At 67.5% G+C, this 14,657-nt stretch carries 12 protein-coding genes and 1 pseudogene; 6 read left to right on the top strand and 7 right to left on the bottom strand.

Annotated features, from left to right (window positions below; genetic code table 11):
- A partial coding sequence (locus B3611_RS02270; RefSeq protein ID WP_291313457.1) for a collagen-like triple helix repeat-containing protein occupies positions 1-1,642 on the bottom strand: 1,642 nt, incomplete at its 3' end.
- Positions 1,643-1,741: 99 nt separating this feature from the next.
- Between B3611_RS02270 and B3611_RS02265 the strand changes: the two genes are divergently transcribed.
- Entirely contained in the window at positions 1,742-3,139 is a 1,398-nt protein-coding gene (locus tag B3611_RS02265) for a hypothetical protein (protein ID WP_291313456.1), read from the top strand.
- A gap of 42 nt (positions 3,140-3,181) precedes the next feature.
- On the opposite strand, the gene B3611_RS02260 is transcribed toward B3611_RS02265, so the two are convergent.
- From B3611_RS02260 to B3611_RS02250, 3 genes are all read right to left on the bottom strand, one after another.
- On the bottom strand, positions 3,182-3,652 hold the full coding sequence (locus tag B3611_RS02260; RefSeq protein ID WP_291313455.1) for a hypothetical protein: 471 nt from the start codon (positions 3,650-3,652) through the stop codon (positions 3,182-3,184).
- Positions 3,653-3,753: 101 nt separating this feature from the next.
- Complete coding sequence (locus B3611_RS02255) at positions 3,754-4,785, bottom strand: aspartate-semialdehyde dehydrogenase (protein WP_291313454.1); 1,032 nt, start codon at positions 4,783-4,785, stop codon at positions 3,754-3,756.
- Between the two features lie 41 nt (positions 4,786-4,826).
- Positions 4,827-6,092 carry an aspartate kinase gene (locus tag B3611_RS02250; protein WP_291313453.1) on the bottom strand — a complete coding sequence of 422 codons (1,266 nt, stop codon included), beginning with the start codon at positions 6,090-6,092 and terminating at the stop codon, positions 4,827-4,829.
- 126 nt (positions 6,093-6,218) lie between these two features.
- Here B3611_RS02250 and B3611_RS02245 point away from each other — a divergent pair, with 126 nt between their 5' ends.
- The 5 genes from B3611_RS02245 (at position 6,219) to B3611_RS02225 (ending at position 12,291) form a co-directional block, all read left to right on the top strand.
- The gene (locus B3611_RS02245) at positions 6,219-7,076 is read left to right on the top strand and encodes a DMT family transporter (protein WP_291313452.1); all 858 of its coding nucleotides are present in this window, start codon (positions 6,219-6,221) and stop codon (positions 7,074-7,076) included.
- A 246-nt stretch (positions 7,077-7,322) separates the two neighbouring features.
- On the top strand, positions 7,323-9,161 hold the full coding sequence (gene leuA / locus B3611_RS02240) for a 2-isopropylmalate synthase (RefSeq protein ID WP_291313451.1): 1,839 nt from the start codon (positions 7,323-7,325) through the stop codon (positions 9,159-9,161).
- Between the two features lie 75 nt (positions 9,162-9,236).
- Positions 9,237-10,265, top strand: coding sequence for a DNA polymerase III subunit epsilon (locus B3611_RS02235; protein ID WP_291313450.1), 1,029 nt, complete (start codon positions 9,237-9,239; stop codon positions 10,263-10,265).
- A gap of 33 nt (positions 10,266-10,298) precedes the next feature.
- A complete protein-coding gene (locus B3611_RS02230) occupies positions 10,299-11,576 on the top strand; it encodes a Mur ligase family protein (RefSeq protein ID WP_291313449.1) in 1,278 nt (425 codons plus the stop codon).
- Positions 11,569-12,291, top strand: coding sequence for a type 1 glutamine amidotransferase (locus B3611_RS02225; RefSeq protein ID WP_291313448.1), 723 nt, complete (start codon positions 11,569-11,571; stop codon positions 12,289-12,291). Before B3611_RS02230 ends, B3611_RS02225 begins: the two co-directional genes overlap by 8 nt.
- 30 nt (positions 12,292-12,321) lie before the next feature.
- On the opposite strand, the gene recR is transcribed toward B3611_RS02225, so the two are convergent.
- The 3 genes and pseudogenes from recR to B3611_RS02210 all read right to left on the bottom strand — a co-directional run.
- Positions 12,322-12,948, bottom strand: a complete 627-nt coding sequence (gene recR, locus B3611_RS02220; RefSeq protein ID WP_291313447.1) for a recombination mediator RecR — start codon at positions 12,946-12,948, stop codon at positions 12,322-12,324.
- Positions 12,949-13,052: 104 nt separating this feature from the next.
- Complete coding sequence (locus B3611_RS02215; RefSeq protein ID WP_291313446.1) at positions 13,053-13,415, bottom strand: YbaB/EbfC family nucleoid-associated protein; 363 nt, start codon at positions 13,413-13,415, stop codon at positions 13,053-13,055.
- Positions 13,416-13,473: 58 nt separating this feature from the next.
- A pseudogene (locus tag B3611_RS02210) lies at positions 13,474-14,657 on the bottom strand (hypothetical protein); the annotation flags it as partial.

The raw sequence follows: 14,657 nt of genomic DNA, 5'->3' as shown, positions 1-14,657 counted from the left end.
CCGGCGTGTTACCCGGCTGGCCAGGTTGCCCCGGCTTGCCCGGTTCACCCGGTCGACCGGGCCTACCCGGCTGGCCGGGCAGCGGCGGCTCCGGAGTGGGGTGAGTCGACACCGGGGGGGTCGGGACACAATCCGGCTCCGTGCCGTGGAGCGCTGAGTTGATGACGAGTTTGACACCGTTCTCATCCGCACCCGGGTCAGTGATCGCGGTGACACCGAGCGCGAAGCCTGACTTAGCAGGCATGGAGGCAATGCTCATCGTGATGGTCTTACCGTCATCCGAAAGCACAGGTCCCGTAATTCCGGAGACGGGGTTGACGTAACCGCTCGCGAAAACCTGACCCATCCCCTTGTCCTGGCCAGTAACAACCTGCGGGTTGTTGAGGGGAGCAAATTTCATCCCCTGCGGGGCGGTCGCGGTGTACGTGACATCCTTGAGGGCTTTCTCCGTGGCACCGTAGAGGCGGAAGGAAGGAGTCTTAGTGGCATCATCCCAGGAGTCCGCGTTGACCTCACCCAGCGGGGTGGGAACAGTGCGCCACAGGTCATCCTTCGGATCGGCGTAAGAGTTGGTCAGGTGGATCGCGCCGTTGTCATCCCACTTATCACGCGCCTCCACATCCCGAGCGCGGGTGCCGCGCACGGTTTGCCCCCAAAGGTTGACCTCGCAGGCCTTCTTGGTGGGAGTCTCGGGAACGGGAATCGGGTTGGTGGGGCAGGCGTTATCCCTGCCGTAGCTGCCGGTCAGCTCACCCTTAGCGATGAACGTATCGTCAAAATTCTCCAGCGGAACATTCGCCGAGGCGACAATGGTGATTCCAGCGAAAGCTGGTAAGTTCCCCAAGCTGATATTATCGGCCGCATCTGGAGTTGGATTATCGGGGATGACGGGTACCGTGTATGGAAGTTTAGCGTCAGGAGAGTAATTGGTTGCGCCCCACGCGCTGGCCGTGAACTTCCACTCTGTAGACCCCGCGGGGAGCTGAGGTAGATCCACATGGAGCTTCGCGTTGTCCATCGCGTAGTCGGTACCGATGAAATATCGGAAATTTACCGTGTTGGAGCCGGTAGGATAATGCTGGATCTCGAAGCGCCCCGGGTCTCCAAATAGGCCACTGACCTCCTGAATATAGCCACCATTCTCAAAACGGGGGATGGGATTACCCTGTGGATCTTTCCACAGATCCTCCACTTTCCCCTTGTAGACAGCGGCAATGTCTTCGGGTTTCACGTTCTTATCCCGATCGAAGATGGATACGGCATCCCATTTGACATCACACTTAGACGTCACGTTGCCGGTGACAGTGGTCTGGCTGGTGGCCTGTCCGGCTGGGGCAGACAGGCCAATGAGAGCGGATGTGGTCAAGATCCCCACGGCGAGGGAGAGTTGTCTCATAGGTGCACCAATGGCTTTCAGAATCTCATGTTGGACAGGTGTTGGATTTAAACCTAGCACGTTATTTGCAGGGTTGTAGCACTTCATTTTGAAGTAATTCGCAGCATCAGAACCAAACTCCACCAGAACCTGATTGGGGTATTCCCCCTCCCATCCGCCATCGGGTACAACATAGAACGCCCGGAAATACATCTGTCCACTAGCTTCTGGAGATTCCGCCCCTAAACCGCCGACAGCCTTTTGCAATTCGGTATGGAGGGCACACCCACTAACATAATGTGGGTCAATCTGCCAGAACCCTTCCCCGGGTTTGGCCCCCCTACCTTCGGAGCCGCAAACACAACCATGCTTAGAAACGCCATTGGTATCTCCTTCGCCTTCATCGGCGTCCTCGTCGGAGCTGGCTTCGCGTCAGGACAGGAGGCGATGAGGTACTTCGTCGCCTTCGGCACGAACGGCATCTGGGGCGCCGCCCTCAGCTCCGCCATCATGCTCGTCGGGTGTGTGTCCATCGTCCAGCTCGGCAGCTACTTTCAGGCCCAGGAGCACATGGAGGTCCTGGGCAACATCTCCGGCAAGGTCGTCTCCTGGGCGCTTGACATCGCGACGATCACCACGCTGTTCTCCGTCGGATTCGTGATGTTCGCAGGCGCCGGCGCCAACCTCAATCAGCAGTTCCACTTCCCCGTGTGGATTGGTGCGACGCTCATGCTCGCGCTGGTCATCGGATTCGGCATGCTCGACATCGACAAGGTCACGGGCGCGCTGGGCTTCCTTACCCCCTTCCTTCTGGTCTTCATCGTCGGCGGCTGCACGTGGACGCTGACCAACGCCCACCCCGACTGGGATGCGATCAACGCCGCCGCGCGCGAGGTGACCACCACGCTTCCGAACTGGTGGGTGGCCTCCCTGAACTACACGGGCATGAACTTCATCTGCGTCGCCTCGATGGCCGTGGTCATCGGCGGCAACTACCTGGACACGCGGGCTGCCGGCATCGGCGGGCTCCTCGGCGGCCTCGGTTACCTGCTGATGTCGCTGTTCCTCTCCACCACCCTGCTGGTCAGCGTGAACGATGTCTCCGGCACCGACATGCCGACGCTGACGCTGATCAACAACATCCACCCGGTACTGGGCTTCATTATGGCGCTGATCATCTTCGGCATGATCTTCGCCACCGCGCTGGGCATGTTCTACGCCCTGGGCAAGCGCCTCACGCGCAACCACCCCGAGCGGTTCCGCCTGGTCCTCGTCGTGACTTGTATGACGGGATTCGCCCTTTCCTTCGTGGGCTTCCAGAACCTCGTCGCGTACCTCTACCCCATCCTGGGCTACATGGGTGTAGTACTCATCGCCGTCGTGTCCGCCGCCTGGCTGCGCGGGGCGCAGAAGCTGCGCCAAGAGGGCAACCGTCGCCGCCGCGCCCACGAGCTGACCCGCATCAAGCTGGATCCCCGCGAGCGCTTCACCAAGAAGCACCGCGACGAGCTGACCGAGCTGACCTCGACTTCCAACGTCGATGACGAGGCGTTCACCGAGGCCATCGTGGATCAGGTGGGCCAGGAGCTGGTCAAGGATGACGAGGTCGACTACGACCCGGAAGAACCGGCGTCCGAGATCGTCTACGTCTCCTACGCGGACCCCGACACACACAACGCCACCGGCACGGCCGCCCCCGGGGACAACGGAGCCGCCGGCGAGTCCCACCAGGTCACGCCGGTCAAGGACACGCATAAGAGCTAACCGGCGCAACGCGCTGCCCGCCCGGCCAACCCGGGTGCGGCCCTAGGCGCCGAACAAACTGGCCACGCGCCCCGCGAGCCGTTCCAGCCACGCGCTGGCATTGCTGCTCGTCGCGGGCGCGTCCGCGTTGGAGGGGTGGTCTCCGTCCCCGTCGGCGCCGCCCTCGTCGTCGTCATCCACGGTGACCCGGAAGGTCTCGGTCTTCCCGCCGTCGGTGACCTGAACCGTGGCAAATTCGTTGGGGGTGGCCGTCGCGGGCGCGGTGATGCGCAGCGCGCCCCTCTGGGTGATCACGCTCCACCCGGCGGGAAGGGGACCGGCCCCGTCGCCCTTGACTGAGAAGGTGCGCCCCGGGGCGGAATCGAGGCTCAGCGTGTGCCCCGGTGAAATCTCCATGTCCTTCCAATCCGTGGCCGTGGCGGGGGTCGGGCATGCGAGCGCCATCACCACGGGCAGCGCCACGGCCACCGCGGAGGCGCGGAGACGGGCTTGGGGGCGACGGTAAAAACTCACGCGTTCCATTGTCGCCCGCCCGTGTGGGAAGGCAAGCCACAGGCCAGGTGTTTATCAGACTGCAACCTAGCCGTTGCCCGCCTGAATCCGGAGCCGGGGTCCTAGACGAGGAGTTCGGCGATCTGGATCGTGTTCAGCGCCGCACCCTTGCGGAGGTTGTCACCGGAAACCACGAAGACGAGCCCGCGGTCGCCTTCGACCGTCTGGTCCTGGCGGATCCTGCCCACCAGCGATTCATCCCTGCCGGTTGCCTCGAGCGGGGTGGGGACGTCAACGACACGCACTCCGGGCGCCCCCTCGAGCACCTCGCGGGCCGCGTCCGGCGTTATGGGCTCGGCGAACTCCGCGTGAACCACCATGGTGTGGCCGGTGAAGACCGGGACGCGCACGCAGGTGCCCGACACCCTGAGCTCGGGAAGGCCGAGGATCTTGCGCGACTCGTTGCGCAGCTTCTGTTCCTCGTCGGTCTCGTAGGAGCCGTCGTCGACGAGATTGCCCGCCATCGGTAGGGCGTTGTAAGCGATGGGAGCGACATAGGGGCCGAAGTTCCCGGGGGCGACGGCGCTGCCGTCGCGGGTGAGCTCGGTGTTGCGCTCCCCCACCGCGGCCACCTGGTCGGCCAGGGCGTTGACTCCCGCGAGGCCGGAGCCGGAGACCGCCTGGTAGGAGGCGACCCGCATGGTGTGCAAGCCGGCGGCGTCGTGAAGCACCTTGGCCACGGGCATGATCGCCATGGTGGTGCAGTTGGGGTTGGCGATGATCCCCTTGCGCAGCTCGCGGGCCTTTTCGGGGTTGACCTCGGAGACGACCAGGGGGACGTCGTCATCCTTGCGCCACGCGGAGGAGTTGTCCACGACGGTGGCCCCGGCGGCGGCGAACACGGGCGCCCACTGCTTCGAGGTGGCACCGCCCGCGGAGAAGAGCGCGATGTCGACGTCGGCGACAGAGTCCTCGGTGACCTGCGTCAGGTCCTCCACCACGATGTCTTTCCCGCGGAACTCGAGGGTGGTTCCGGCGGAGCGCGGGGAGGCGAAGAAGCGCACCGTGCCGCACGGGAAATTGCGCTCCTCGAGTATCGAGCGCATCACGCGCCCGACCTGCCCGGTGGCGCCGACAACTGCGATGGTGGTCATGGGGATGGTTCCTTAAATGGGTTGGGGTTGCGGGGCGTCGTTTAGCGGCCCGTGCCCGCGTAGACGATCGCGGGCTCGTCTCCGCCGAGCTCGAACTTCTCGTGCAGGGCGCGCGCGGCGTCGCCGAGGTCGATCTGGCGAACGACCGCGGTGATGCGGATCTCCGAGGTGGTGATCATCTCGATGTTGATGCCCGCGTCCCGGAGCGCCTCCGCGAAGTCGGCCGTGACACCCGGGTGGGACTTCATGCCCGCGCCGACGAGGGAGACCTTGCCGATCTGGTCGTTGTAGGCCAAGTCCTCCCAGCCCTCGGTGCCCTTGAGCACGCTGAGCATCTCCATCGCGCGCTTCCCGTCGGCCTTGGGCAGGGTGAAGGTGATGTCGGTGCGGTTGTCCTCGAAGGAGGAGATGTTCTGCAGCACCATGTCGATGTTGATCTCCGCATCCGCGAGAGCCCGGAAGACCTTGGCGGCCTCACCCGGGGTGTCGGGGATGCCGAGGATGGTGATCTTCGCCTCCGAATCGTCGGTGGCCACGCCGGTCAGTACTGCTTCCTCCACGGGGATATCCTCCAATGCTCCGGCGACGAGGGTGCCGGTGTCGTTACTGTAAGACGAGCGAACGCGCAGGGGCACGTTGAAAGCGCGGGCGTACTCGACGCTGCGCAGAACCAGGATCTTCGAGCCCGAGGCCGCGAGCTCCAGCATCTCCTCGAAGCAGAGCTGGTCGAGCTTGCGGGCGTCCGGCACCATGCGGGGATCCGCGGTGTAGACGCCGTCAACGTCCGAGTAGATCTCGCACTCGTCCGCTTCCAGCGCGGCGGCCAGTGCCACGGCGGTGGTGTCCGAGCCACCGCGCCCGAGGGTGGTCACGTCGCGGGTGTCGCGGTTGACTCCCTGGAACCCGGCGACGATGGCGATCTTCCCCTGGTCCAGGGCATCGCGCACACGCCCCGGGGTGACCTCGATGATGCGGGCGTTGCCGTGGCGCTCGGTGGTGATCACGCCGGCCTGGGAGCCGGTGAAGGACTGCACCTCGGCTCCGAAGGAGGCCACGGCCATGGCGACGAGAGAGTTGGAGATGCGCTCGCCGGCGGTGAGGAGCATGTCCATCTCACGGGCAGGAGGGACGGGATTGACCTGAGCGGCGAGGTCGAGGAGTTCGTCGGTGGTGTCACCCATCGCGGAGCACACGACCACGACATCGTTGCCCTGGCGCTTGGTGGCGACGATGCGCTCGGCGACGGCCCGGATGCGTTCCGCGCTCTCCAGGGACGATCCCCCATATTTCTGGACGATCAATGCCATTCGTTGTGCCGCCTTTCGCTTCGCGCGCCGGAAATCCGCGCCCCAATCCTACAAGCCTGCACCCATGAAATGGCCCGACGGGGCGAAATACATTCGCCGGCCCGGTCCTGACCTAAAGTTGTCTCCGTGCATAGTAACGCCCTCGCCATCCTCTTCGCGTTCATTTCGGCGTTGATGATCGCGGTGGGCACCGTCTGGCGCCACCGCATCCTCCGCGCCGGATTGAGCCAGGCGGAGGCGAACTCCTCCCCGATGGACTCGCTCAAGCGCCCGACGTGGTGGCTCTCCCTGGCGCTGGCCTTCGGCGCCTACGGCATGCAGGCGCTGGCGCTGGCCTTCGGCACGCTTCTCGTGGTCCAGCCCGTCCTCGTGCTTTCACTCATGCTGACGCTGGTGCTTTCGGCGCGGGTGGAGCACCGCCGGATGGAGGCCGACGAGACCTTCTGGGCGCTCGTGCTCACCGGCTGCGTGGCCATCGTGGTCGTCCTCGGCCACCCGATGCCCGGCCAGCGCGTCGCCCCGACGTGGGAGTGGGCCGCGTTCATCGCGGGGGGCACCCTCCTGTTCGGGTTGATGTTCGTGGCCACATATCGACGCCCCGCGGCCGCACCCACAAAGGCCCTGCTGTACGGGATCGTCTGCGGCGCCATCTTCGGCTACCTGGCCGTCTTTTCCAAGGTCTCCGTGGACGCCTTTGCGCATGGCGGCGTGGCCCGCATGCTGGTCACCTGGCAGTTCTGGGCGCTGCTCGCATCGTCGATTCTTGGCACGGCAGCTCAGCAGTACGCCTTCGGGGCGGGCGTCCTTTCGCGCTCCCTGCCCGCCATGAAGATCGTCGAGCCCCTCGTGGCCCTGTCCCTCGGCTACATGGTGCTCGGGGAGGACTTCAAGATTTCCAGCGTCCTCGGCTGGTCGGTCATCGGTATCTCGATCGTCGGAATGATGGTGGCCACCGGCATGCTCTCGCGCAAGCCGGTGAGCTAGGGCCCGGTGCCGTTTCCCACATGGTGGCCGCGTCGTCTCAAAAACGGGTTGCGGGGCGCCACATCGGCGGTATGATGTGTTCCATGTCATCGGCACGGATACGCCCCTTCGGGCGACTTCTCCTTCTATGCCGCGGCGGGAATCAGGCCACATCCTAGGTAACTAGCACGGCCGGCAGCCCCGTCGCGGAGTACGTGCCTGCCGGTCGTGGACCACCCGCACCCCACCCGCAAAGGATGAATGGCCATGGCGCCGACCAACTCCGAATTCTTCGCCCCCAACGAAATCCGTACCCCCTCCGGCCCCCGCAACGAGGGCCAGCCCGCCTGGAACAAGCAGCGCGGCTCCCAGATGCCCGCCGACCGCTACCTGCCCTTCGCCAGGGAGGTCGAGGACATCGTGCTGCCGGACCGGACGTGGCCGGACAAGAAGATCACCGTCGCGCCGCAGTGGTGCGCCGTGGACCTGCGCGACGGCAACCAGGCCCTGGTGGACCCGATGAGCCCGGAGCGCAAGCGTCGCATGTTCAACCTGCTGGTGCAGATGGGCTACAAGGAGATCGAGGTCGGCTTCCCCTCCGCCTCGCAGACGGACTTCGACTTCGTCCGCGAGATCATCGAGAAGGACATGATCCCGGATGATGTCACCATCCAGGTTCTGGTCCAGGCGCGCGAGCACCTGATCCGCCGCACGTTCGAGGCGTGCCAGGGCGCGCCGAACGTGATCGTGCACTTCTACAACTCCACCTCCCGGCTGCAGCGCGAGGTGGTCTTCCGCAAGGACCGCCCGGCCATCAAGAAGCTGGCCACCGATGCCGCGGAGCTGATCAAGACCATCTCGCGGGACTACCCGGACACCCACTGGCGCTGGGAGTACTCGCCGGAGTCCTACACCGGCACCGAGCTCGACTTCGCACTCGAGGTCTGCGACGCGGTTGTCGACATCATGGGGGCCACCCCGGACAACCCGATGATCATCAACCTCCCGTCCACCGTGGAGATGATCACGCCCAATGTCTACGCCGACTCCATCGAGTGGATGCACCGCAACTTCGCCAAGCGCGACTCGATCATTCTCTCCCTGCACCCGCACAACGACCGCGGCGAGGGCGTCGCCGCCGCCGAGCTGGGTTACCTCGCGGGCGCGGACCGCATCGAGGGCTGCCTGTTCGGCAACGGCGAGCGCACCGGCAACGTCGATCTGGTCACCCTGGGCCTGAACATGCTCACCCAGGGCGTCGACCCGCAGATCGACTTCTCCGACATCAACCGCGTGCGCGAGGTCGTGGAGTACTGCAACCAGCTGCGCGTGCCCGAGCGCCACCCCTACGGCGGCGAGCTCGTGTTCACGGCCTTCTCCGGTTCGCACCAGGACGCCATCAACAAGGGCCTCGACGCCCTGGCGCAGCGGGTGCACCCGAACGCGACATCCGCGGAAGTGTCCTGGGAGGAGCTGCGCGACACCGTATGGGAGGTCCCCTACCTGCCGATCGACCCGAAGGACGTGGGACGCAACTACGAAGCCGTCATCCGCGTCAACTCCCAGTCCGGCAAGGGCGGGGTGGCCTACGTGATGAAGACGGAGCACGCCATCCACATGCCGAAGGCGATGCAGGCCGAGTTCTCCGCCATCGTGCAGTCCATCACCGACACCGAGGGCGGCGAGGTCAACTCCAAGAACATGTGGGACATCTTCGCCGGTGCCTACCTCGATCTGGAGAGCCCCCTGGAGCTGGTGGATTACCAGGTCAGTGGTGGGGTGAACGACGGGGAGGACTCCACCGTGGTGGCCCAGGTGGCCTACGACGGCGAGCGCCGCGAGATCCGGGGGACCGGCAACGGCCCCATCGCCGCCTTCGCGCACGCCCTGGAGCAGATCGGCATCGACTTCGAGGTGCAGGACTACTCCCAGCGCTCGCGCACTGCGGGTGACGACGCCGACGCGGCCTGCTACATCTACGCCGATGTCGACGGCTCCGGTGCCTGGGGCGTGGGAATCGCGGGGTCCACGACCCGCGCCTCCCTGAAGGCCATCGTCTCCGCCGTCAACCGCGGCCTCACCCAGGCGCAGACCGGCGGGGTCTAAGCCGCCGGAGATCCACCGGTCGGGGCTGGCGGGGCGTCGGGAAGCGGGCGCGCACCCGCGACTACACTCGGAGCAATGACCGCTCCGACCACCGACCTCGACGCCTACCCCCTCGCGGCGGTATTCGTGCAGGCCACCGGCATCCACCCCTCCACGGGGCGGCTGCTCACGCTTGACGCGGTGACCTTCGACGCGGGCGGGCGGGTCGGGGAGGAGCTCCACCTGGTGTTCAACCCGGGGTGCGACCCGGGGCCGCGCCACACGCACGGGCTCGAACCCGGTGACTTCGCCCAGGCGCCCAAGTTCTCGCGCCACCTCAAAACACTCGACAAGCTTCTCGACGGCCGCACCCTCGTCACCCACGACTCGCCCATGGCCTGGGGATTCATCGTATCGGAAGCGCGCCGGGCGATGAACGCCGCGGCGCGCGCGAACCGCTCCCGCAACCGCAGCGGTCGGCGGCGCCAGCGGGTGGGGCACGTCCCCCGGCCCGTGGAGATCGTGGACACGCTCGACGGCGCGCGTCGGCTGGGCCTCATCCCGGTGGACACCCGCATCAACGCGGTTGCCCGCCTGCTCGGCATCGACGCGCCCGCCCCAACCGCCACCGCCGCCCGCGCCTCGCGCACGGAGGAGGAGACGTCCCGCGAGCACACCCTCACCCTGGTGGCCATGTACCTCGAGCTGAGCTCGCGCGGTTCCATCGCCGCCTACGCGCCCGGGGACCTCGCGCCGGACCGCTTCGGGCTGCAGCGCAGTGCCCTGCGGGTGGATGCCGCGCGCGAGCCAGCCCGCGGCGAGGAACCGGCGGAGGGAACCGGCAACCCCGGCACCTACGCGCCCGGACAGGGGCTGCAGGCCGGGATGGAGATCGTGGTCTCCGACGACCTGCGCGTCTCCCCCGATGAGGTCATCGCCGCCGCGCTCGACCTCGGCCTAGTCTACTCGGAGAAGCTCACCCGACAGACCTCGCTGGTGGTCTCGGACGCCCTCGCCGCCGGCGCGGAGCTGCACGGCAAGGCCATGCACGCCCACCGCAAGGACATTCCCGTGGTGTCCTCCGAGGAGTTTTTCGGGGCCGTGTCGCAGGGCCCGGGGCGGTAGGTCGCGTGCGGGACGTCGGCTAACGTAGACGTCATGACTCCGAAAGGCCCCCTCTCCCGATTGCGCTCCCGCGCCGCCCTGACCGCGGCGCAGCTCGCCACCACCGCGTCCCGCGCCACCGGCAGGGGCGCGGGCGGCATGATCGGCGGTCTCGTGGCCAACGCGATCGACCCGTCCATCATGGAGTCCCTCGGCGCCGGTCGCCCCGCCGCGCTGGTGACCGGCACCAACGGCAAGTCGACCACCACGCGCATGCTCGCCGGGGCGCTCCGCAGCGCCTACACCGTGGCCACCAACGAGGGCGGCGACAACATGGACGCCGGCATCATCTCCGCGCTCATGGCGGGCCGTGCCGCGTCCCACATCGCCCTGGAGGTCGACGAGCTGCACGTCCCCCACGTCGCCGAGCGGCTCGAGCCGAAGGCGATCGTGCTGCTCAACCTCTCGCGCGACCAGCTCGACCGCGTCGGGGAGATCAACAAGATCGAGCGCGCCCTGCGCGGCGCCGTGGAGGCCCACCCGGACACGAAGATCATCGCGAACTGTGACGACGTCCTCATCACCTCCGTCGCCTACGACCACCCCAACGTCACGTGGGTCGCAGCCGGCGGTGGATGGATGGGCGATTCGGTGACCAACCCGCGCTCCGGCGGCCACATTGTCCGCGAGGAGAACGGGCACTGGTACGGCGTCGAAAAGCTTGACGACGGCCGCGAGTTCCGCCGCCCCGAACCCGCCTACTCCGTGGACGAGACGCACCTGCGCACCCCGCACGGGGACGTGGAGCTGAACCTGGCCCTGCCCGGCCGCGCAAACCGCGGCAACGCCGCCCAGGCGGTGGCCGCCGCGGTGGAGGCCTTCGACGTGCCGCTCGCCCAGGCCGTCGCCGCCGCCGAAGCCGTGGACAATGTCGCCGGCCGATACTCCACCGTCACGCTGGGCGACCGGGAGATCCACCTGCTGCTGGCCAAGAACCCGGCCGGCTGGCAGGAGGCGCTTTCCATGGTCAACCGTGATGCGGAGGGGCTGGTCATCGCGGTCAACGGCCAGGTCGCCGACGGCGAGGACCTGTCCTGGCTGTGGGACGTGAAGTTCGAGGACTTCTCCGGCATCTCCGTCAAGGCAGCCGGCGAGCGCGGCACCGACCTCGCGGTGCGCCTGCTGTACGCGGACATCGACCACGAACTCGTCCACGACCCCGTCGCGGCGATCCGCGCCTGCCCGCCCGGGCGCGTGGAGGTGCTGGCCAACTACACAGCCTTCCGCGACCTGAAGAAGGACCTGACCAAGCAGGAGGATTACCGTGCCTAAGCAGCTTCGAATCGGCCTTGTCCTGCCCGACGTGCTGGGCACGTACGGCGACGACGGCAACGCCCTCGTCCTGCGGCAGCGCGCCCGCATGCGCGGCATCCCCGCGGAGATCGAGCGCGTCACCATCGACGACCAGATCCCCGCGGACTGCGACATTTACACCATCGGCGGCGGCGAGGACTCCGCCCAGGTCATCGCCTCGGCCCGCCTCGCCGCATCCCCGGGCCTCCAAGCGGCCGTGGCCGACAACCGCCCCGTCTTCGCCGTGTGCGCCGGCATGCAGGTGCTCGGCCGCACCTTCAACGCGCACGGCTCCACGGTGGAGGGCATCGGGCTTCTCGACGTCACCACGACCGCCATGGACAAGCGCGCCATCGGGGAGGTGGCCTCCTCCCCCACCCGCGCGGGCCTGACCGCACAGCTCACCGAGCCCCTGACCGGCTTCGAGAACCACATGGGTGGAACCGTCCTCGGGCCCGATGCCTCCGCCCTGGGCACCGCCAGCCGCGGCGTGGGCAACAACGCGGGCGGGGACTCCTCCGAGGGTGTCGTGCAGGGCAGCGTGGTGGCCACCTACATGCACGGCCCCGCGCTGGCCCGCAACCCCCAGCTGGCGGACCTGCTGCTCGCGCACGCCCTGGACATGAAGCTGGCTGACCTTGAGCCCCTGGAGCTCTCCGAGATCGACCGTCTGCGCATGGAGCGCCTGCGATAGTTTTCGGCCCTAGTTGCTAACGCGTACCCGCTAGAGCTTGAGCCGCCCGCTGAGGGCGCGCGACAGCGTGAGCTCGTCGACGAACTCGAGGTCCCCGCCGAGGGGCATTCCGGAGGCCAGCCGGGACACGGTGAGATCGGGGAAATCCTTCAGCAGGCGCGCCAGGTAGGACGCCGTGGCCTCGCCCTCCGTGTCGGGGTCAGTGGCCAGGATGACCTCGGTGATCTCCGGAGCCTCCCGGCCCGCGACATCCTCCAGTACCCCGCCGATGCGCTGGAGGAGGCTCGCGATGGCGAGGTCGCGGGGGCCGACGTTGGCCAGGGGATCGAGCGCGCCACCGAGGACGTGGTAGCGTCCGTTGAACTCACCGGTGCGCTCGATAACCTGGATGTCCTTCGCATCCTCCACCACACACACGAGCGAGGCGTCTCGGCCGGAGTCCGCGCAGATGCGGCAGACCTCCTCGCGGGAGACGTTGTTGCAGATGCGGCAGAACGTCACGCCGTCGCGGACGGCGACGAGGGCGGCGGCGAGCCTGTCCACGTCATCCGGATCCGTCTTGAGCAGGTGGAACGCGATCCGCTGGGCGCTTTTCGGCCCTACGCCGGGCAGGCGCGAGAACTCGTCGATGAGGTCTTGGAGCGGTCCCTCGAACATGCCGTTGCTTCTCCTTGATGGTGGATGGGGCGCGTTTTAACCAGCACAGCCCGGTGGCTTAAAAAAACGCCCGGCCGGAATCGGCCGGGCGGGTACGCCGCCTGCTAGATCAGGCCGCCGAACGGGAGGTCCCCCGAGCCGTCCTGGGAGCCCGCGCCCTGCGGGTTGGTCAGCGGACCCAACTTCTCCTCGGCGAGCTGGCCCGCCTTCGCGTGGGCATCTCGGTACGCGGCGAGGATAAGGTCCTGGAGGGACTCGACGTCGTCGGGATCCACGGCCTCCGGCTTGATGGTGATGTCCTGGATCTCCGCGCCACCGGTCATGGTGACGGTAACGAGCTCACCGCCCGCGGTGCCGGTGACGGTGGTGGCGAGCAGCTCCTGCTGCGCCTGCTGGAGCGCCATCTGCACCTCGGCGGCCTGGCGCATGAGTTCCTGCATGTCCTGGGGCATATTCGGCTGGGTCATGGTGGGTTGCACCCTTTCGTTTCATCGCTAATTAGTCCGCCGGCCAGTGTACCTTCCGCTAGAGCGGCTTCGCTCCGAGCTCGGAGGCCAGCAGATCCATCGCCACCGCAGTCGCGTCGCGGCGGTCGCGCTCGCCCTCCTCCATGGCCTGATCCGCCATGTCGCGCTCCTCTTCCTCGCGCGAGCGCTCGGCGGGCACCGAGGGGCCGCCGCGTGACGACGCCCCCTCCTCCGCCCCGGCGATCCCGGACGACGGGCTTGGCGGCGTCGCCTGACCGGCGGGTTCAGCGGGCCCGGGGTATCCCGCGTCCTCGTCGGGGTAGGCATCGTCGACCGGCTCGGGCGGCAGCGGGATCTCCTCGGCCTCACGTTTCGCCCGCCGGGCGGCGCGCTGGCTCGCCGCCGCGGCCGCTGCCCTCCAGTCGTCGGCGGGTGCGGGCCTTACGGCGGGCTTTTCGGCCCGCGCAGAGGGCTCCGCCCCGGGATCTGCGGCGGCCGGGGCCGGGGCGGGCTCCTCGGGTTCGGGCTCGCGGTCCCCGGACGATCCGGCCCGCGGATCCCACACCTGGCGGCCCGGCTTTGCCGGCCCGAACCCGGCCTTGGCCGGGTCGGTGCCCACCACGCACCGGACCTTCACCTTGGTTCCCAGGTTCTCGGAGAACACGGCGGAAATGTCGCGGTTGTGGTCCTCCGCGTTGATGCGCTGAGCAAGGGCGCCCGTGTTATGGCCTACGACCAGCGTGTCACCCTCGAACCCGAGGGGCTTGGCCTCGGTGAGCATGATTTCCGCGATCGCGTTGCGCGCACCCACGGACTGCCGCAGCGAGGTCCACTGGCGCGTGACGGTCCCGAACAGGTCCGCCCCGTCCTTCCCGTCCACCGCGTCCTCGGCCTCCTCACCGGGGACTCCGGTCCCGGACGGCTCCTCCGTTTCCTCCCGGACGTTCTCCTCCGCCTGGCGCTCCTGGTGCTCGGCCTGCGACTCCACGGGCGGGACTTCCGAGGGCTCGTACACGTCGCCCTGATCCGCCTTGTTCTCATCGCGGATCTCCTCTGCCTGCTCGTCGGTCTGCTCCGGGCGGGTCTCGGGCTCGTCGGCGTTGCCGCGGCGGATCCAGTCGGCCTGGGCCTGGGGGGTGGTGTTCTCCGGGGCCTCGTTGTGTCGCGGCTGCTCCGGCGAGGCGGGCTCCGCCACTTCGGCACCGCGCGCATCGGCGTCGCCCGCCTGCCCCGCCGGCGGTG

The sequence above is a fragment of the Corynebacterium sp. UBA2622 genome, assembly GCF_002339505.1.
Classification (GTDB): Bacteria; Actinomycetota; Actinomycetes; order Mycobacteriales; family Mycobacteriaceae; genus Corynebacterium.
This window is presented reverse-complemented; position numbering and strand designations above follow the sequence as displayed.

Bases quoted from the DNA above. Each gene is read 5' to 3' on its own strand.
- leuA (WP_291313451.1), top strand. From the start codon at position 7,323: ATGGCGCCGACCAACTCCGAATTCTTCGCCCCCAACGAAATCCGTACC.
- B3611_RS02250 (WP_291313453.1), bottom strand. From the start codon at position 6,092: ATGGCATTGATCGTCCAGAAATATGGGGGATCGTCCCTGGAGAGCGCG.
- B3611_RS02230 (WP_291313449.1), top strand. From the start codon at position 10,299: ATGACTCCGAAAGGCCCCCTCTCCCGATTGCGCTCCCGCGCCGCCCTG.
- B3611_RS02265 (WP_291313456.1), top strand. From the start codon at position 1,742: ATGCTTAGAAACGCCATTGGTATCTCCTTCGCCTTCATCGGCGTCCTC.
- recR (WP_291313447.1), bottom strand. From the start codon at position 12,948: ATGTTCGAGGGACCGCTCCAAGACCTCATCGACGAGTTCTCGCGCCTG.
- B3611_RS02255 (WP_291313454.1), bottom strand. From the start codon at position 4,785: ATGACCACCATCGCAGTTGTCGGCGCCACCGGGCAGGTCGGGCGCGTG.
- B3611_RS02235 (WP_291313450.1), top strand. From the start codon at position 9,237: ATGACCGCTCCGACCACCGACCTCGACGCCTACCCCCTCGCGGCGGTA.
- B3611_RS02215 (WP_291313446.1), bottom strand. From the start codon at position 13,415: ATGACCCAGCCGAATATGCCCCAGGACATGCAGGAACTCATGCGCCAG.